General features: G+C 39.0%; 10 protein-coding genes. All 10 read left to right on the top strand.

The genetic code is table 11. The features are described from left to right. Positions 1 to 569: 569 nt before the first annotated feature. The 10 genes from H6G86_RS05185 to H6G86_RS05140 all read left to right on the top strand — a co-directional run bounded on the left by H6G86_RS05185 (position 570) and on the right by H6G86_RS05140 (position 21688). Positions 570 to 7772: a type I polyketide synthase gene (locus tag H6G86_RS05185; RefSeq protein WP_190933432.1), complete on the top strand. Its 7203-nt coding sequence runs from the start codon at positions 570 to 572 to the stop codon at positions 7770 to 7772. A 146-nt stretch (positions 7773 to 7918) separates the two neighbouring features. Further along, positions 7919 to 11224 (top strand): PfaB family protein, encoded by a 3306-nt coding sequence (locus H6G86_RS05180; RefSeq protein ID WP_190933431.1) that lies wholly within the window; start codon positions 7919 to 7921, stop codon positions 11222 to 11224. A gap of 185 nt (positions 11225 to 11409) precedes the next feature. Then, positions 11410 to 13068, top strand: coding sequence for a PfaD family polyunsaturated fatty acid/polyketide biosynthesis protein (locus H6G86_RS05175; RefSeq protein ID WP_190933430.1), 1659 nt, complete (start codon positions 11410 to 11412; stop codon positions 13066 to 13068). A gap of 18 nt (positions 13069 to 13086) precedes the next feature. Next, positions 13087 to 14385, top strand: a complete 1299-nt coding sequence (locus H6G86_RS05170) for a hypothetical protein (protein WP_190933429.1) — start codon at positions 13087 to 13089, stop codon at positions 14383 to 14385. Positions 14386 to 14434: 49 nt separating this feature from the next. Then, positions 14435 to 14722, top strand: coding sequence for a 2Fe-2S iron-sulfur cluster-binding protein (locus H6G86_RS05165; protein ID WP_190933428.1), 288 nt, complete (start codon positions 14435 to 14437; stop codon positions 14720 to 14722). Between the two features lie 210 nt (positions 14723 to 14932). Next, positions 14933 to 15238: a phosphopantetheine-binding protein gene (locus tag H6G86_RS05160; protein ID WP_190933427.1), complete on the top strand. Its 306-nt coding sequence runs from the start codon at positions 14933 to 14935 to the stop codon at positions 15236 to 15238. A 164-nt stretch (positions 15239 to 15402) separates the two neighbouring features. Next, entirely contained in the window at positions 15403 to 16737 is a 1335-nt protein-coding gene (locus tag H6G86_RS05155) for a phthiocerol/phthiodiolone dimycocerosyl transferase family protein (protein ID WP_190933426.1), read from the top strand. Positions 16738 to 16805: 68 nt separating this feature from the next. Then, positions 16806 to 18683 (top strand): TubC N-terminal docking domain-related protein, encoded by a 1878-nt coding sequence (locus H6G86_RS05150; RefSeq protein WP_190933520.1) that lies wholly within the window; start codon positions 16806 to 16808, stop codon positions 18681 to 18683. 1048 nt (positions 18684 to 19731) lie between these two features. Further along, positions 19732 to 21411: a PAS domain S-box protein gene (locus tag H6G86_RS05145; protein ID WP_190933425.1), complete on the top strand. Its 1680-nt coding sequence runs from the start codon at positions 19732 to 19734 to the stop codon at positions 21409 to 21411. Further along, entirely contained in the window at positions 21389 to 21688 is a 300-nt protein-coding gene (locus H6G86_RS05140; RefSeq protein ID WP_206758425.1) for a sensor histidine kinase, read from the top strand. Before H6G86_RS05145 ends, H6G86_RS05140 begins: the two co-directional genes overlap by 23 nt. Positions 21689 to 21699 lie beyond the last annotated feature (11 nt).

The raw sequence follows: 21699 nt of genomic DNA, 5'->3' as shown, positions 1-21699 counted from the left end.
AATGAGATGAACCACAGAGACGCAGAGAAGCCAGTGCGCCCTTGCGGTTCCCCGACTTGTAGCAACTGGCGCGACACAGAGTCAGAGAGAAAAAAAGAGTTCGAGCTGACAGACTACTAGTACCGTTATTGAAATGGACTAATAAATTATGCCCAATAATATTTTACCTTTCAAGAGCGATACCGTTGTATATAAGTTGTATATCAATTGTAATGGAGAATTAAACAGCCTAATATTAACTACAATTGATAAGTTAAGATGTTAGCTGGATGAAAACATCCAATTTCTATCTGATTAACAACTTATGTTGTAATGTTGAAGCCATTTCCAATTTAGAGCAATTTTTTAGCCCAAAAGAAATCTGAATTCTACATTTAGACTTCAGGATATCCTCACTAAAATCTATTGAAGTCTTGTTTATGGCTTCTGAACCTCAAGTAAAGGCATATCGCTTACCATCAATAGCCCCTAGCCTTACCTAAAAAATAATCGCGTCTTTCTCTATTTGTAGAGATGGTAATTTTATTATCATCTTTACATCTTAAAAATCTAATAGTGAAGAAAAAGTCATGACTGCTTCTAGAATTGAAGCTGTTTTAGCACAGTTGCAAGAAGAAGTTAGCAATTGTGAACAGGCTCTACTCAAGCTCATACAGGTGAAAAAAGTTATGGTTGAGAATGCACCGCTAACCAGCGAAATAAATAGACCTCAGCAAAAAACAGATATTGCAATTATCGGGATGGCTTCTATCTTTCCCCAATCAAAAAATTTACAGGAATATTGGGAAAAAATAATTCATAAAGTTGATTGTATTACTGATGTTCCCCCTTCGCGTTGGAGTGTAGAGGATTATTATGATCCTAACCCCAGAACACCTGATAAAACATATTGTAAAAGAGGCGGATTTATCCCGGATGTCAATTTCAATCCGATGGAATTTGGACTGCCACCCAACAGCCTAGAAGTTACAGATATATCGCAATTGCTAGGTTTGATTGTTGCGAAAGCAGCGATGGAAGATGCAGGTTACGGCGAATCTCGACAGTTTAGTTGCGATATCTACGATCGCCTTCGCCAACGTACTGGTGTAATTTTAGGTGTGGCACTAGGTAGGCAGTTGGCGGTTCCTCTGACTGCGAGAATGCAGTACCCAATCTGGGAAAAAGTTCTCAAAAGCAGTGGCTTATCTGATGAAGATACACAAAAAATCATCGATAAAATCAAAAGTGCTTATGTGCAGTGGGATGAGAACGCCTTCCCCGGTATGCTGGCAAACGTAGTTACAGGAAGAATTGCTAACCGCCTAGATTTAGGCGGAACTAACTGTGTTGTAGATGCCGCTTGTGCTAGTTCATTGGGTGCCCTCAAAATGGCAATTAGTGAGCTAACTGAGCATCGAGCCGATATGATGATCACTGGCGGAGTTGACACCGACAACTCAATTATGGCCTACATGTGCTTCAGCAAAACTCCTGCTGTTTCCCAAGGTGAGAATGTTAAACCTTTCGATGCAGAGTCTGATGGGATGATGCTGGGTGAAGGTGTCGGAATGTTAGTCCTGAAGCGTCTTGAGGATGCCCAGCGGGATAATGACCGGATCTATGCAGTCATCAAAGGCATTGGTACTTCTAGCGATGGTCGCTACAAAAGTATCTATGCGCCACGTCCAGAAGGTCAAATGAGAGCCTTACATCGTGCTTACGAAGATGCCGGATTTTCGCCTGCGAGTGTTGGTTTGATTGAAGCACACGGCACTGGTACTATGGCTGGAGACCCCGCCGAATTCTCATCTATAAAAGAAGTTTTTGGCGAGAACAATCCCAAAAAACAGCATATTGCCCTTGGAACTGTCAAATCGCAGATTGGACATACAAAAGCTGCTGCGGGTGCGGCAAGTTTGATCAAAACGGCTTTGGCTTTACACCACAAAGTATTACCAGCCACGATTAATGTCACCAAACCGCATCCTAAATTAGATATTGATAGTTCTCCATTTTACTTAAATACGGAAACAAGACCTTGGATTAGCGGCGATGACCAACCAAGACGTGCAGGGGTAAGTTCTTTTGGCTTTGGTGGCACAAATTATCACGTCGTTTTGGAAGAATACACAAGTCAACATCAACAACCCTATCGTTTACACAAACCTTCTCAGCCGATGTTGCTATTTGCGTCAACGCCTGAAGAATTGTTGTCACGCTGTCAAGAAATTAAACAGCAATTGCAATCTGATACGGGAGAACAGCTTTATACAGAATTGATTGCGGCTTCTCAATCTTTAGAAATTCCGGTTACAAATGCCAGACTTGGGTTTGTTGCTGATTCTCTGACTCAAGCTTGTGACTTGCTGCAAACAAGTATTGACTTGCTCACAAGCAAACTGCAAGCAGAATCATGGGAATATCCCCAAGGAATTTACTATCGCAAAACTGGCATAGCAACAGAGGGGAAGGTGGTTGCCCTATTTTCTGGGCAAGGGTCGCAATATTTAGAGATGGGTCGGGAACTCGTAATTAACTTCCCTGACTTGGGGCAGACTTATGCTCAAATTGATAGCCTTTTACGCCAAGACGGTTTGCAACCCCTTTCGGAGGTTGTTTTCCCGAATCCTGTGTTTGATCTAGATCAAAAGACTGCCCAGATGAAGGTGTTGCAGCAAACAGAATATGCACAGCCAGCCATTGGAGCTTTTAGCGCTGGTTTGTACAAGATATTGCAACAAGCTGGGTTTAAGCCAGATTTCGTGGCTGGACATAGTTTTGGAGAACTGACTGCTTTGTGGGCTGCGGGAGTTTTGAGTGAGAAAGATTACCTGTTCTTGGTCAAAGCTAGAGGTCAAGCGATGGCTGCACCAAAAGATCCTCTATTGGATGCGGGAGCGATGTTGGCGGTGAAAGGGGATGTAAATCAGGTTACAGAACTAATTCAGAATTTCCCGCAAGTCACTATTGCTAACTTGAATTCTCCAAATCAGATGGTGTTAGCAGGGACGAAAGCTGAAATTGCTAATGTACAGGAGGCTCTGAAAACTCAAGGGTTCTCTAGCATTTTGTTGGGAGTTTCCGCAGCTTTTCACACTCCATTAGTGGCTTATGCACAGCAACCCTTTGCCAGAGCAATTGAGAAAGTCACTTTTAATGAGCCACAAATCCCGGTTTATACCAATGTTACCGGGAAGCGTTACCCAAATGAGCCGCCAGTCATTCAAAAAATCCTCAAAGATCACCTAAAGAATCAGGTGCTGTTTAAGCAAGAAATTGAAAATATTTATGCTGAAGGCGGTTACTGCTTTATTGAATTTGGGCCGCGAAGTGTTCTCACCAACTTGGTCAAAGATATCCTGTGCGATCGCCCTCATTTAGCTGTAGCTTTAAATGCTAGTCATCTCAAAGATAGCGATCGCACTTTGCGCCAAGCTGTTCTACAGTTGCGCGTTGCTGGATTACCTTTGCAAAACTTAGACCCCTATCAACTGGAGTATAAAATCCCAGAAGCTTCTCCAAATCAGCTCTTGAATGTCCGTTTAAATAGCACCAACTTTGTATCGGATAAAACCAAGCAGTCCTTTGAAAAAGCTATGCAAAATGGGCATGAAGTGAAAACCACCGTTGCGAACGGTAATAAACCAAACTTTTCTCAATCCACAGAGAAGGTATCAGTTAACAGTCAATCCACTGTTGGCAATGGCAATAAACCTAACCCCTCTCATTCCGTAGAGAAGGTAGCTGTCAACGGTCAATCTACCTTTGCAAATAGCAATAAACCTCACTCAGTAACAGCTAACCCCTCTCATTCAGCAGATAAAGTAACAGTCAACGGTGGAGTGAAATCTGTGCAGAACGGGCAATCAGATCAACTCGATATCAAGTCTTTGCAACCTAGTTCAGAACTTCCTCTAAGTTATTTAAGAGCTATAGATAACTTAGAATATTCCCTGATTGATTTCAGTCGTAATCAACATGAAATCTTGCAGGTTCATGAACAATCTTTAAACAATCAGACAGAATATACTAAAACCTTCTTCCAACTCATGGAGCAACAACATGCGTTGTGGGGAAATAGTAAATTCAGCGAACCACATACAGAAACACAGCAACTGGTAGTCTCCAGTTCAGAGCGCAGCATCATGCGGTTTCACGAGCATCAAACTGATAGTCTCCGTATCCATGAGCAATATCTCAACTATCAGCAAGAATACACTAACAACTTTTTCCAATTGCTTCAGCGAAATTATCAACCGTCGCCCAGCAATACTAATCAACAGAGTCTGATACCGCCAGTCAATTATCAACCAAGTCCAGTAGCTCCACCAGTCGAAGAAGATAACCCTGTTCGGGAGACTGCACCGGTTGCTTTGCCGAGTAACGGATTTGCCACTAAATCTGAGCCAGTTTCAACTAATGGTAACGGCACAAATGGTAATGGTAATGGCGCACATCATCAAGCAAAAGCATTTCTGGATATTACTCCATTAAAGGAGAATACTGCACCTGTAGAGATTGCACCCCCACCCCCGCCAGTAATCATCGATCAAGTCGCTCTGAGCCAAACTCTGATTAACGTCGTTAGTGATAAAACAGGCTACCCAACGGAGATGTTAGAGCTAACGATGGATATAGAGGCAGATTTGGGGATTGATTCGATCAAACGTGTAGAAATTCTCGGAGCGTTGTTAGAACTATATCCCGATTTGCCCAAGCCGAATCCCGAAGAAGTAGGACAACTACGCACACTGGCTCAAATAGCTGAATATATGGGGAAAATTGCATCTGAGATTTCTGGTGCGATACCTGCGGTGGGCTTTGTCAACACCCCAAATGAGTCAGGGAGCAGGGAGCAGGGAGCAGAGGGAGATGGGGGAGATGGGGAAGATAAGGGAGATGAGGGAGATGAGGGAAATGGAGGAGTAACAGCAATACCTTCCTCATCCCCGCCATCCCCCTCATCTCCAGAGCTTACTAACATTGTGTTCAATGTCGTTAGTGAAAAGACAGGCTATTCGACGACAATGTTAGATTTGTCGATGGATATTGAGACAGATTTGGGAATTGATGCTGTCAAACTTGTGGAAATTATCGAAGCGTTGCTAGAACTATACCCCGATTTACCCAAGCTGACTTCAGAAGCATTGGCTCAATTACGTACCCTTGGACAAATTGTTGCACATATAGAAAAGGAACTAGGGACTGGGGAAGAAGTCGGGGAGCCGGGAGTAGGGAGCAGGGGAGAAGAGTTTTCCCCAATTTCCAATCCCCAATCCTCAATTTTTCGTAGTCCTGTCAGACTCAAATATCTTCCCGAACCTGATGTTTTAGATTTCACATTACCCGATAACCATATCGCCTTGCTTACCGATGATGGTTCTCTGACTACGGCAAAACTAGCTGAGACTCTGTTCAAACGCGGCTGGAAAACCGTTGTCTTAACTTTTCCTCCAACCGTCATTGCTAAACAATCTCCTTTACCTGAAGGCATTAGCCGTGTGGTGCTTACAGATTTGAGTGAGGAGCATTTGCAAGAACAGTTAAGAGCGATCGCTACTAACTATGGACAAATAGCTACATTTATCCATCTGAATCCTTCCACTCACGACGATATAAGCAACCATGTCCGTTATCTAGAATCAGAAAAAGCCATCCTTCGCCATGTCTTTCTCATCGCCAAACATCTCAAAGAACCACTCAATCAAGCAGCACTTCAAGGACGTAGTAGTTTTGTAACTGTGGCTCGTCTGGATGGTGAATTCGGACTAGGGCAAAAAACTAACTTTGGTGCAATTGGCGCTGGACTATTTGGACTCACCAAAAGTTTGAACCAAGAATGGGAATCTGTATTTTGTCGAGCGATCGACCTCAGTCCTGATTTAGATGCTGAAACATCAGCACAGCATATCTTCGCCGAACTTCACGACCCAAATCTATTAGTCGTGGAAGTGGGATATAACTCACAAGAGCGAGTAACCCTAGTATGTGAACAGGAAGAACAAAAAAATAGAGAGCAGGAAATCGGTGCAATTCCCTTTGCACCCAGCACCTTTTCCTCCAACGTTTTCCCCATCCCTAATGCCGAATCCCAAGTATTTCTCGTAAGTGGCGGTGCGAAAGGGATAACGGCTCAGTGTGTGATTAAACTAGCGCAGCGTTATCAATGCAAATTTATCTTGGTGGGTCGTTCCGCCGCCGATCCAGAACCCGTATGGACTGAAGGTTACTTAAGCGAAGCAGATTTGAAAAAGCGGATTATGGAGGATTTCTTCGCCAAAGGCGAAAAACCCACACCTGCAATGGTGCAGAAAAAGTTTAACGCTATTTCATCTAGTCGCGAAATTGCTACAACCTTACAAGCTATCAACCAGGCGGGTGGAAAAGCTGAATATTTGAATGTTGATGTGACTGATGCGATCGCACTTCAGGAGCAAGTTGCTAATGCTGTCAAGCGTTTTGGCCAGGTAACAGGAATTATTCACGGGGCTGGAAATCTAGCTGATAAGCGGATTGAGAAAAAATCAGTCCAAGATTTTGAAACAGTTTACACAGCCAAAGTTAAAGGTCTAGAAAACCTGTTGCGCTGTGTAACACCTAGCCAACTGAATTATTTAGTCCTGTTTTCTTCTGTAGTTGGTTTCTACGGAAATGTGGGACAGTCAGATTATGCGATCGCTAATGAAATTCTCAACAAATCAGCCCACCTTGTCAAACGCAACCATCCCCATTCTCATGTAGTAGCGATTAATTGGGGCCCTTGGGATAGTGGTATGGTTTCTCCTGAGTTAAAGCAAGCTTTTGCTGAACGGAATATCGAGACTATCCCTGTTGATATTGGTACAGAAATGTTAGTTGATGAATTAGCTAACACCAATCAAGAAACTGTGCAAGTTGTAATTGGTAGCCCTTTAGTTTATATCCCAGAAAAGTTACCAAGCGAGTTGAGAACTTTTCGGATTCAGAGGCAACTAACATTAGCAGCTAATCCATTTTTACAAGATCATGTAATTGCTGGTTATCCAGTTCTCCCCGCGACTTGTGGACTCTTATGGATTGCTAACACTTGCGAACAAATCTATCCTGGTTATAAAGCCTTCAGTTATACAAACTATAAAGTTTTGAAGGGACTAATATTTGATGAAAATTTAGCAACTGAATATACTTTAGAATTGCAAGAAATTGCTAAATATGATATCAATGAGATAGATTTTGATGCCAAAATCTGGAGTAAAACTCCAGAAGGTAAAATCCGTTATCATTTTAGTAGTCAGATGAAATTGAAGCGGGAAATTCTTATTGCCCCAACACACGAATTTATGAACTTAAGCCAGGATCATAAAATCACCGCGACGACTTCATCACTTTATCAAAATGGGGCAGCTAGCTTATTTCACGGATTTACCTTTCAAGGTGTAAAATCTGTTTTAAATGCCACTCTGGACAAGATCACCGTAGAATGCTACTTGCCAGAGCCTGGAGAAAGACAACAAGGACAATTCCCAGTCCAAACATTCAATCCCTACATTGCAGATGTGCAGATTCATGCATTTTGGATTTGGGCGCAGCATTTTTATCAGGTAGCTTGTTTGCCTTCAGAAATCAAGACTTTTGAACAATTTGCTGCCGTTCCATTTGATGAAATCTTTTACGTTTCTTGTGAAATAAAATCAAAGACAGAATCGAGTTTAATTGTTGATGTCATCGCCCATAATCAGCAAGGGAAAATATATAATCGAATGCTTGGTGCGAAGGGAACTATTTTACCCAAGCAACTAGATGAAATTTAAATAGGCAACTGAAACAGGTCATAAGAATTCAGCACTAAAGAGTCAGAAGTCAGACTTATAAGGAATCTAATATGATTGATTCACCAAATTTTATCCTGACTCCTGAATTCTTACAAAATATATACATCAGCTTGAGGAGGTAGGTGATGGAAGAATTTGCACAAAATAAAATTCATAAAATAGCGATTGTAGGGATGGATTGCTATTTAGGTGGCGGCTGCAAGGGATTAGATACCTTTGAACGCAGTATTTATGAGGGAACTCAGCATTTTATTTCCAGACCTCCTCAGCGATGGCAAGCAATAGAAGCACAACAACAGTTGTTGAAAAACTACAGTTTTCCCGACGGTGTAGCACCATTAGGTGCATACATTAAAGATTTTGAAATTGATGCTTTCAGTTTAGAAATACCACCAGAAGAAGTAGACAATTTTAATCCTCAAGAACTGTTGATGCTTCAGGTTGCCGATAATGCTCTAAAAGATGCGGCACTTCGTAAAAGTACGAGAATAGCAATAATAATTGCTAGTACTAAAGACCTAATTCTGCATCAACAAAAAGAGCAACTTGAAGATAATGAATATACCAACTACATTGAAAACAGCCTAGCTAATTATATTTCCAAACTGTGGAATTTTGCTGGACCGACATTCACATTAATTGCCAAACAAAATTCTGTTTTTAAAGCCTTGGAGCTTGCCCAAAAGCTACTCGCAATCAGAGAAGTAGACGCTGTTTTAGTCGGTGCGATTGACCTTGCTGGGGATGGCGCTAGTGTTTTACAACGAAATGAAATAACAAAAGTTAACACAGGTGTGAATACTCTCAGTTACGACCAGAAAGCCAATGGCTGGATAGTCGGTGAGGGTGCGGCGGCTGTAGTATTGAAGCTCCACGAAACAGCAAAACGAGAGAACAATCGCATATATGCAACGATTGACGCTCTTAGTCTTGTGGAAAATTCAAAATCTAAAATTCACTCTCTCACGGTTCCAAATTCTGAAATGATAGCCCAGGCTTGTCAACAGGCTTTTCATCTTGCAGATATCAAGCCAAGAGATATCAACTATTTGGAAGTTGTTGGTAGTGGAATTCCCCAGCAAGATGAGTCAGAAATTCAAGGGTTGCTCACAGCTTATCGCACATTTGAGCCAAATTTAACTTGTGCGATCGGGAGTATTAAAGCAAATATAGGTCATACCTATGCTGCATCGGGGATAGTTAGCCTGATTAAAACAGCACTTTGCCTATATCACCGTTACATCCCCGCAGTTCCCCAGTGGTCTGGCCCCAAAATGCCAGAGATTTGGCGAGATAGTCCCTTTTATGTCGCTTCTGAATCAAAACCCTGGTTTTTAGAAAAAGGAGCTACTAGAAGAATAGCTGCGATTAACGGGATGGAGATAGATGGAAGTTATGCACATTTAATTTTGTCAGAGGAAGTATATCAGCAACATCACAACAGCAGGTATTTAGAGCAAATGCCTTACTATGTGTTTGCGATCGCATCTGACGAGCAATCAACTCTATTAGAAGAAATCTGCAATCTTCAACAAACCATTAAAGATTGTTCTTCCCTATCTACTGCTGCTAGGCTGACTTTTAAGGCTTTTCAACAGCATCAACAGGCAACTTATGCAGTAGCAATTCTCGGACACAATCAAGATGAATTGCAGCGCGAAATTCAGTACTCCCTCAAAGGTATTCCCGATGCCTTCAAGACAGGTAAAGACTGGCAAACTCCTCTAGGTAGCTATTTTACAGCAAAACCACTTGGGCAAAAAGGTAAAATCGCTTTCGTTTATCCAGCAGCCTTTAGTGCTTATCTCGGAATAGGTCGGAATCTATTTCGTTTATTTCCTCAACTTTACGATCAGCTGCTCATCAAAAGTGGTTACAACCGTCTCGCGAATGTAGAAAAACTTGTCTACCCTCGAAGTTTAGAAAAATTTTCAAATAGACAACTGGAAGCCCTTGAAAAGGAATTGATTAACGATTCAGTAGCAATACTTGAATTAGAAATGCTCTTTGCCACACTTTTGACGGCTACTCTGAGCAATTATTTTCAGATCAAGCCCCAATGTGCTTTTGGTTATAGCTTGGGCGAGATTAGCATGATGTTGGCTCAAGGTGTCTGGACTGAGTTTCTAGACAATAGTAAGAGCTTTAACTCATCTCCTCTGTTTAAGACAAGGCTATCTGGTTCCAAAAATGCTGTGCGCGAGTATTGGGGATTACCTCAAGGAGAGGATGATAAAAGCGGAGATTTTTGGCGCAACTATATTCTTATGTGTCCAGTATCTCGTGTTCAGGAAGCCATCCAAGATGAAGATCGCGTCTATTTACTTTTAATTAATACTCCAGAAGAAGTCGTGATTGCTGGTGAGATAGAAGCTTGTAAGCGGGTAATTGCCAATCTAAATTGTGATGCTTTTCTTGCTCCCTTCACCCATGTCATCCATTGCGAGGCAATGCGCTCTGAATACCATGAACTTGTGAGATTAAATACATTCCCTAGCCAAAATAAATCAGAAACTATTTTTTATTCCACAGCCGAGTATAAACCAATTGACCTCGACAGTCATTCAATAGCTCGCAATATTGCTCAAAACATCTGTCAACAGCTCAATTTTCCTCAGCTAATTAACCGTGTCTATGAAGATGGCTTCAAAATATTCCTCGAAGTAGGTGCTGGTAGTAACTGTTCCAGATGGATTGATAAAACCCTCAAGGCAAAAGAACAGATCACAGTATCTCTTAATAAAAGAGGTGTAGACGATCATGCTTCTATTATCAAAGCCTTAGCAAAACTCCTTAGCCATAGAGTTGAACTAGATTTATCACCATTATATTCTCAACAACCAGAAGTTTCTAATGAAAGCCAGTCTAACGTGAGAACTATAACCTTGCAAAATAGCAAGATTAGTTACACATCTTTGAATAAAAAAAATCACGAAATCCTTCAAGATATCTCTTTTAGAGATCCCATCAAAACTGTTAATCAGCAGCAATATCAACTATCAGAATTAAAGGAATTTGCACAAATGAATTCTTCTTTGCTCCCCAATCCTACCAAAAGTCTTGAAAACACCTCTAAAAATCTAGAAACTCTTCAAGAGCAAGTTAACTTTCAAAATGGCAGCGAACCTACTCAGTTATTGCTACAAGAACGCAATGAAACTGTAGAAAAATTACAAATTAACGAAAATTTGGTAACAGAACAGGAAAAGAATCAATTCGCTCTGACCCCTAGTTTGAAAACTTCCATCGTTGTTGACGAACCCCATTTGCTCAATTCACACAGTCCTTACTATCAAAAACTGAGTGAGAATGCTTCCAGGATGACCAAAGCTCATGCTGTCTTTTTACAAGCGCGACAGGAGTCACTAAAGCAAATTAGTACCATTATTCAGTTGCAAATAGCTTGTTATCAAAAGTTATTTGAATCATAATCATTTAAAGCAGCAAAGTACCCAGATTATTTGAATAAATAATTGGTACAAAATCAAGTTTAGTAAGACAAGGGGCTTAAGCCCCTTGTTCTAGAGCAACCTCACAGGTAATCAGTATAAAATCTGCTGTAAATTCTTCAAACATTATCTGGTAAACAATTTTCTGTAACTGGAGGTTAAAAAAGATGATTGGTGCAGATAATATACTAAATAACAATGGTAACTACCTAAAAATTTCAGACTATATTTCTCACCAAAATCAAGTTTGGCAAGGTATTTTAGATTTTGTATCTTTTAACGAAAAAGGCATAAAATCTAAGCTTCTAAATTTAGAAAAACCTTGTTATATTATTAGAGTTGAAGGAAAAGTTGGCGCAACTAACGAAGGTTATCTATATCCTTGCAACCAAGAAAAAACAGGACAGGCAGAAATATTAGTATCTACTCCACCTCTGTCAACTGGGCAATTAGGCGATCCAAATTTTATAAACTTTCATGGTGTAAAATACGCTTATGCCACGGGCGCAATGGCTCAAGGGATTGCTTCTGAAGAACTGGTAATTGCCCTTGGTAAAGAGAAAATCTTAAGTTCATTTGGTGCTGGTGGCTTATCTCCTGCTCGCGTCGAAGCAGCCATTAAGCGTATTCAGCAAGCTTTACCCGAAGGGCCTTACGCATTTAACTTACTCCACAGTCCCAGTGAACCTGCTATTGAACGCGGTGTTGTTGATTTGTATCTTAAATATCAGGTGAGAACAATAGAAGCTTCCGCATTTCTCGATTTGACTGACAACATTGTTTACTACCGCGCTGCTGGACTTGGTTTAAATGTAGACAATAAAATCGAAATCAAAAATAAAATTATTGCCAAAGTTTCTCGGAGAGAAGTTGCAATCAAATTTCTGCAACCTGCTCCAACAAAAATTTTGAAGCAATTAGTTGAGCAAGGCCTTATCAGTGAATTACAAGCAACCCTAGCTGAAAAAATTCCTTTAGCTGACGATATTACTGCCGAAGCAGATTCTGGTGGTCATACAGATAATCGTCCTCTGGTTTGTCTCTTACCTTCCATCTTAGAATTGAGAGATGAAATTCAAAGAAAATTTTCTTATGAAAAACCTGTCCGAGTTGGAGTAGCAGGAGGAATTGCTACGCCACAATCAGCATTAGCTGCCTTTATGATGGGGGCTGCTTATGTTGTAACAGGCTCGATTAACCAGTCTTGCATTGAAGCCGGAACTTCTCAACATACTAAACAATTATTGGCTCAAGCCGAGATGGCTGATGTGATGATGGCTCCGGCAGCAGATATGTTTGAAATGGGGGTAAAACTCCAAGTGCTAAAAAGAGGAACTCTCTTTCCTTTACGAGCCCAAAAAATGTTTGAACTATATAAAAACTATGACTCAATTGAAGATATTCCCTTGGTGGAAAGAGATAAATTAGAAAAACAAGTTTTGAAAAAGAGCTTGGATGCAGTGTGGCAAGAGACAGTTACTTATTTATCTCAACGCAATCCTGATAAATTGGCCAAGACTGTTAATAATCCCAAACTGAAGATGGCTTTAATTTTTCGCTGGTATCTGGGTTTATCATCCCGTTGGTCTAACTTTGGGGAAAAAGGCAGAGAAATGGATTATCAAATCTGGTGTGGCCCTGCTATGGGCAGTTTCAATGACTGGGTTAGAGGTTCTTACTTATCTGACTCAAATAATCGTCAGGTTGTTGATGTTGCTAACCATATTATGACCGGAGCGGCGTTTTTATACCGGATACAAAGTTTGAAAATTCAAGGCTTACAAATGCCCGCTTATTACAGCGAATATCGCCCAACTACATCTTAATTAAAGGAGGAAAATCACATGAATACTGTTAAAATTGATAACCGAATTCCCAAAATTCAAAATAAGCTTTTCGAGCAGGCACATACTCATTCTTTAGAATTAAAGCCTGTTGCTATCGCCATGAGCAAGCAGGGAATTAAAGGAGAAAAACTCTACTCTCATCCGGGAATGCTTCCCTTACCGGTACCGATTTGTGAGTATTTACTTTCCTTTAATGCTCGTCAAATGTCAATTTTATCTGCGACATTTTTTGCTAACTTCTACAAGTATGTTGCCAATAGCGAATATCAGTCTCTCATGTCCAATATGGGTATTGCTGAAAAAGTTTTTGCTTCCTACTCGGACGAATTTATGATTCTTCACCAGGAAACTAATGAAGAAATGGATCATATTTGGTCTTTTAGAACCGTATATAGTATGGTCTGCCGAGAAATAGGAATTCAAAGCTCCTTTGATGAGCCTGGTTTTTTCTATGGTTCTGTTGGTGCAATACCTCAATCAGATTTTGACAGTTTCGATACCCGTTTTACTTTTGATGAAGATTTAAATGAAACTCTGTTGAATCTTCAAAAGGGGAAAAGCTTTCTTAACAAGATTGTAGAACAGACACAGCAACGAGGCCAAAATTTTACATACCGAAATTTAAGGTTCATGATTGGGGATGCCATGAGGATGCTACCGGCCGAAAAAGTTCAAGAAAGTGGCTTGGGTAGCTTAACTCTGCTGTATCGGTACATGGCTAACGTGGAGTTAAAAAAAAGCGAAGCCTATTTATTTGATTCCCCTGAAAAGTTTGATTATGAACCATTAGCTTTTGAATTGAATCAAGGCCACTTAACAGATGAAGCACGTCATTACACAACATCTTTTGATTTAGGAGTAGAACTGTATAGGGTAGCTCCTCCAGAGGCTCAAGATTTCGTTCGATATTTCATACAGCTAATTGTGGAAGACTATATTAGTGCCAGTTACACTACTTATTTGGAGAAGTTAGACCTCACTGTGCAAGGAATCATGCTAACTGATATTAGAGTTGGGCTGAACTCACTAAGTATGTCTCTGCACCATCCTGAATTAGCTGATAAGCAAGTAGATATAAATCAATTAGTTAATTCTTGGAGACAGGTAAGTTCAAAGTGGCGCAATATAATTGGTTACATGGAACAAAAGAGTTGGCAATACAAATCTCAGCAGCTAGAGCGTCTGATAAAGGCACTGGAATTGGAGTTAAATACAAGTAAGCTAGGTAATCGCTATGAGCGTTACAAGGATGCTTTGGCAATTAAGGAAATTCAAAAAGTTGTTGAAGTAGCCTAAGGGTTGTTAAATCTGCTAACCCTCTTTCTTGACACTAGTGAGTTTAGAAATGATAGTATCTATTCATTTTGAAGATGATCAAAAAACACTTCAAGTCGAAGCAAACCAACGCTTAACTAAGATTTGTGATGAATATCCTAGTTCAATTTTATTTGGTTGTCGTTGTGTTGCTTGCGGAACCTGTCTTATAGAAGTTGTGAGTGGGATAGAAAATCTAACTCCTGTGATGGATGAGGAGCAGATTTTACTTGATGTGTTGGCTCCAGATAATCCCAATGTTCGCCTAGCCTGTCAATGCGTAGTACAGGGTGATATTAGCATTCGAGTCGCTAATTAATTGACAAATTTCACGTAGCTCGATATACATTTAGGGGATATTAAGCAGCCGCAAAAGTTAAAAATTTTTCTAATATCTCCTACCTTAGACATTTCAAAAATTTTAGCCACTACAGCAATCCTATTTAGGCTATGAACAAAAAAGATAGCTTGTTCATATCCTATTTAAGAATGCTATATATCCAATTCTTTTTACTTAAGAGGTGTGTAAATGAGTCAGTCTATTCCTGAGACAACTAAAAAGCAGTCTTATACCGCAGAAGAAATTCAAGCTTGGTTAGTATCTCATATTGCAGAGCAGCTAGGAGTTGAATCTAAGGATATAGATGTCAGTCAACCTTTAGACAGCTACGGTTTAGAGTCAGCCCAGGCGATGTTTCTTGTTAGCAAAGCCGAGAAGCTGTTTGGTTTTGAGCTATCTCCAATTTTATTGTGGCATTACCCCACTATTGAAACGCTATCTCAGCGTTTAGCCGAAGAATCTAAAGCTTCTCAGTCAGAGATTTTTGAGATTTGAACAGCTTACAGAAAAAGATTTTGATAGTTTGAAACTATGAATATATCCAGGTTTTTAGCACAGCTTAAGCAAAAGGTTGTTCAGGTTATCGAACAATAATTACAACCTAAATCGAGAAATAAGCTTGCAAATAATTTAGTAGTTAGAGGGAACCAAAAGTAAATATGATTTACAACAGAAAGCTGGGACACCTTGAGCAAGCTATGGAAATCTTAAATAGCCGTGCTAAAACCTGGAACATAGTAACTATTAGTCGCATCAAGGGCTATATCTATGAAGAAACTCTGACACAGGCTTTAGACATGATTCAATGTCGCCACCCTCGTCTAAATTCTAAAATTGTTGGAGATAAAAATAGTCTCATCTTTCAAAGTCAAGAAACAGCAAATATTGCTTTACGCGTTGTAAAAAAGTTAGACAACGACCAGTGGCAAGAAGTAGTTGATGAAGAGATGAACAACGGAATTGATAGTAGTAAAGGTTTGCTACGAGTTGTTCTTATTCATCTTTTAGGTGATGAGCATGTAAGTTACCTAATTACAACAATACACCATGCGATCGCAGATGGTTTATCATCCATCCAACTTCACTCAGAAATATTGACTTGTTGTCAAAAAATTGTGTCCGGCGAACCAATTAATCCAGTTATTAGCTTAACTCCACTTCCACCTATCGAAGAACTAATGCCCAAATGGACTAAGGGATTTAGAGGTAGGATGAATAGCATTATCTTCTTGTTGCAGCTTGGCTTACAAAAAATCTGTAATCGACCACAAACATTAGGTTTTGAAAAGTACGTATCTATTGCAAAGCGTAGTTGCAATATTATCCACAGACAACTTGACGAAGACTTAACCCAAAAATTTGTAAATCATTGTCGGCAAGAAAATACAACAGTACATAGTGCTTTGTGTGCTTTACTGATGTTTACAATAGGGAGAAAAATAATTAAAGTAAATAGCAAAAATACACGAGTAAACTGCCTATCATATTTTGATTTGAGGAGACATCTCGAACCAGCAATCACTGATGATCAGATGGCTGTATTAGCCTCCTCTATTATGGGATTTCATACTATAGGGAGAAACACGTCCTTTTGGGAATTAGCCCGTGAGGTGAAAAAAAAACTTGAAGTTAGTAAAAAATCCGGTGATCTCTTTAAAATGATTTTGATTGCCAAGCATCTCATAGATTTTTGTTTTATCTATCCCAAGCAAGTAGCTGCCACAGTGTCTGTTTCTAATGTTGGCAAAGTAAATATACCCAAATATTACGGTGAATTTGAAATAGAAGAAATCAGTTTCGCTGCTTCCCACGCTTTGTATGCAGGTGTTTTTGTTATCCACGCCTCAACTTTTCAAGGAAAAATGCTGTTCAATTTTGTTTTTTCTCAACCCTCAATTAGCCAAAGCACTATGAAACTTCTTGTGAACAATGTTATGTCTTATATTCATGAGATTTGCAATTTGGATTTAGATTCTTCTTTAACGTACAAATAGGCATATTTATCGTTCATTTGATATTTTCAAAAATCAAGACTTTGAAACAATTAGGAGATTCTGAAACTATGAACGCATCAGAGATTATAGCAAACCTTACTCAACAGGGTGTTCATTTGTGGGTTGATAACGACAAATTAAAGATTCGCTCACCCAAGGGCATAATCACATTAGAAATGCAAGCAGAAATAGTTGCTTGCAAAGCGGAGATTGTGGCATTTCTACACGAGATGGATGTCGCTACTGATTTAGATTCTGTCCCTTTAAGTCAAGGACTCAATTTACAGACTATTGGTCGTCTAATTGGGGGATTTTCAGAGCAATCATCTGTAGAGTATAAGCCGCCAATTATCGATCCTAAAGTTATGGCTCAAAAGCTGATAGTTACATTTAAACCTTTGCCTAATAGTTACAAAAATCAAGAGATTCGGAAATTTCGCCAAGAATTGGAAGTTAAGTTGAGAGATTATGGGGTCAAAGTTTTATCTTGGGAGGAAGCGATCGCAGAATTTAACTATGACCTAACAATTCCAATAATTAATAAAAATAAAAAATTCAAGTTTAAAGGAGTTAAATCAGAAGTTAATGCAATTATTGATGTAGAAATACCTCCTTCTATTCTAAGAAAACTTGGTATTTTTACAGCAGAGATTCTCTATCAACTTTATTCTAAATTTGTTTTAAATGGTCGAAAAATACCTGTTATAAAAATGGCTCGATTGAGCAGTTGGGCTGAGGATCATGCAGCTAAGTACGTTGACAATCCTAGTAAAACTCAAGTAATTGTACTTACTGAAATAGACCATGATTTCATCAACCCTCTGATTCCGTATAAACAAAAAATCAATATTGGCTTAAACACTTTAATCAGAACGTTTTCAGAAATTGTTATTGGAGTATCATCTGATAAAATTTCTATATTAAATATGAATCTTTCAGACTCTATTTTCTCCAAAAATGAGATAGAACGGTTTGTTTTAAAATCACTAATTCCTAAAGTTTTTGTGCCAATCGCTCCGCTTTTACTGAGCCGATTTGAGCTAGGACAGTATAATCCTCAAGAATCTATCTATGCTGCAAAATTAGTGAAATTGGGTCAGGAATTGGCATCAACAGGTTTATTCCCTCCTGGTTTTAAATTGAATGAAGTGATTAAAAGAAAATCACATAGAGATATTGTCAGCGTCATCATAAATGGTAGAACAGGTGTCTCTTATGGCTTTGTTGCTTATGCTGAACCTCCACAATATTTTGGAGATATAGAGGTAAGTAAAAATGAGTGGGAAAGTCTATTACCTGTTAGAGGATTTAGTAGTAACGAAATTCGTCAAAATGAAAAAGGTAGACGCTATGCCAAAATCAAACTCCTAGACAAATATGTATTTAGGCAAATACCTGATATTTGGCTTGTCAGTTCTCGTTCAGGGTCAAATAAAACAGACTTGAATATCGCTGACGATATTATCAGAATTGGTTTGAAAGAAAAGCTATATCTCCAACTCCCTAAAGTGATTCATTCGGAGTTAGCAGATATGAAACCTTCTTATGATATTTATGTCATGCTTGCAATTAGTCTTTCTGCGGCTTTGTATACGCCAGAATTAATTAAAGATGGTGCGCCAATTGTTCATTTCCACGGCTACCCAGCATTTGATTGGTTTAAACCAAATGAATACTGTGTTGGAGTAAATAATCCTTCAGTACCTTGTGGAACCTATGAATCTGGTGTATTCAACTTTTTAGGTATTTCTAGTTTGGCTGAACAACAAGCAAGAAACATATCTTTAGTTAGTTTAGTAGAACCAGATCATGGTACAAATTTTATAGCTCATGATTTGGATTATTTAGTCGAAAGATTAAAAACTGGGTGTGCAGATGGGCAAATTGAATTAGGTGGAAAACATTTTGCTTCTCTGAAGTCGAAGCTAGAAGAATGCAGAATCTAAAATTGTGAAATAGACTTCTAATTAGCACTACTTAACAGTGCTAATTACTATAGCAATCCTAAATTATTTGTGATAAATAAGATCCCCTATTTCCTAGAGAAGTCGGGGATTTGAGCCTTGAGATTTTCATAAATCAAATATGATTGCTATATAGCAGCCCTTTTATAGTGATGGACTATGCCTTTTTAGGTAGTAAAAACTTATACAAAATTTGTGGAATATATTTGGGGCAAAAACCTACTTTATATAGACTTTGTACTCACACAAAAATAGCATAAACCAAAAACAGCGAAATTTGATTAAAGCTAACATCATCATAGATAATCGGTATAAGCTTAGGTCATCTGTGTAAAAATGTTAAAGCGTTATTTATAGCATTTTTATACAGATGAATTATTGTTTTGTAAAAAAAAATACTCAAGTATTTATGAAGTTGCCTATGAGTTGCATTTGAGTTGCGATTGAGTATCTCACTGTCATAATATATTTATAAATCACAACTAGGTGAGATTATTAATCAGTGTGAAAAACACTCTTAATATATATCCTCAAAAGATATATTATGAACCTAATCCGTCTTCTATTGCGTACTTCTTCTCTTCTGTTCTGTTTTGCAATTTTAGCTGGTATTTTCAGTGGCGGCACTTGCCTAGCATAACTAAAGCCTTAGTAGCTTTAAAAAAAGTGGAGTCTCTGGGCCTATCATTAGCAAATTACTCAAAGGAAATTTGTGATAATGTTTCATTGGTATCAGATCAATATTGGAACTGCCTAGAACTGGTAAATATAATCCATGCTTATATAAGTCCATCCATTTTTAATTACTTTGAAAAAATAAAAATAAGAAACATTTTAGAGCGAGAATTTGAACGTTTATTTTCTAAAAAAATAGTTTAAATAAAGGTTTGTGTGAAAATTACTATGCTGCAAATAGGATAGATTATTCTCTGGGCAAAGTAATACAATAAGGATGTATTGAGTTCGGTGAATTACTATTATTTAGCTAAAATCTTAGGAGTGTCATCAATTTCGATAGCACCCCTAAATTATGATGGAATTTTTAAATAATTTTTTCTCTACTAGCCAGTTTATTCCCCACGGACATTGCTACCTCTGGAAACCAGAATTGGTGTGGTTGCATCTGGTTTCAGATGTACTAACTGGACTTGCTTATTATTCAATCCCAGTAATGTTGGTTTATTTTGTCCGTAAACGGCGAGATGTGCCTTTCGGCTGGATATTTCTGATGTTTGGCACATTCATTGTTGCTTGTGGCACAACCCATTTGATGGATGTGTGGACGCTTTGGTATCCTACCTATTGGCTATCAGGGTTACTCAAAGCTATTACTGCTTTTGTCTCTGTATTGACGGCTATAGAGCTTGTGCCATTAATACCCAAAGCACTGGCCCTACCAAGTCCTGCTCAACTAGAGAAGGAAATTGCTGAACGCATACTAACTGAAGAGGTGTTGAGGGAAAGTAAACAACGCTGGCAATTAGCTTTGCGCGGCAATAATGATGGAATTTGGGACTGGAATGTTAAAACCAATGAAATATTCTTCTCGGCCCGTTGGAAGGAAATGCTTGGTTATGAAGACCACGAAATTTCTAACCATTTAGATGAAAGGATGAAACGAGTACATCCAGATGATCTGGATTGGGTAACACAAGCAGTCCAAGATCACTTTTCTCAGAAAACACCGTTTTACACTACTGAGCATCGAGTTTTATGTAAAGACGGCACTTACAAATGGATTTTGGATCGAGGTCAAGCACTGTGGGACGAAGATGGTAATGTAGTGCGGATGGCAGGGTCACATACCGATATTACTGAGCGTAAGCAAGCAGAGGAGGCAGTAAGTAGTCTACTTAATCAATTAGAAAATATGGTGGAGGAACGAACAGTACAGTTAACAAGAATTAATCAATCACTACAGACAGAAATTACTGAGCGCCAGCGAATAGAAGAAGCATTACGAGAAAGTGAAGAACGATTCCGTGCTACATTTCACCAAGCTGCTGTTGGCATCGCCCATGTAGCAATAGATGGAAGGTGGTTGTTAGTTAATCAGAGGCTTTGCAATATTCTTGGTTACACACCCGAAGAACTACAGTTGCTAACTTTTCAAGATATTACTCACCCAGATGATATTAATGCCGACCTAAAATATTTTTACCAGATTTTAGCAGATGATATTCAAACTTACTCAATAGAAAAGCGCTATTTTTGTAAAGATAGCTCCCTAGTTTGGGTTAATCTCACCGTCTCTTTAATGCGCGAACCTAGTGGGGAGCCAAGATATTTTATTTCTGTAGTGGAAGATATTAGCGAACGGCAAGCTGCCCTACGCGATCGCAAGCAGTGGGAGGAGCAAATGCAAGCATCACTCTTAGAAAAAGAGGTGTTATTAAAAGAAATTTATCATCGAGTCAAAAATAATTTACAGGTTATTTCCAGTCTGCTAAGTTTGCAATCGGCTTATATTAAAGACAAACACGATTTGGTAATATTCCAACAAAGCCAACAACGGATTGCATCAATGGCTCTAGTTCACGAAAAATTGTATGAGTCTCAAGACTTAGCAAAGATTAATTTTGGTGAATATATTCGAGATTTAGTAGCAAGTTTATTTACTGCATACGAAGTCAATGAAGATGCGATCACTCTGGTACTAAATTATAGACAAACACGTTCTTCTCGGATTGGATACGGCAATTCCTTGTAGCTTAATTATCCATGAGCTTGTATCTAATTCCTTGAAATATGCATTTCCCGTAGGTAGGAATGGTACGATTTGTATAGAAATTAACCAAAATCAAGATCGGCAAGTTACACTTGTGGTCAGTGATGACGGAATTGGTTTACCACCAAATTTTAATTTCCAAAAAATAGCTTCTTTAGGCTGGCAGTTAGTAGATGCTTTAACCAATCAACTTTCAGGAAATATGAATATCCAAGGTGATATGGGTGTGAAGTGTCAGGTGAAATTTACATTAATATAACAAACTAAAAT

The sequence above is a fragment of the Nostoc sp. FACHB-133 genome (assembly GCF_014698055.1).
Lineage (GTDB): Bacteria > Cyanobacteriota > Cyanobacteriia > Cyanobacteriales > Nostocaceae > Nostoc.
The sequence above is the reverse complement of the archived record's forward strand: the minus strand, read 5'-3'. Positions and strand labels throughout refer to the sequence as shown.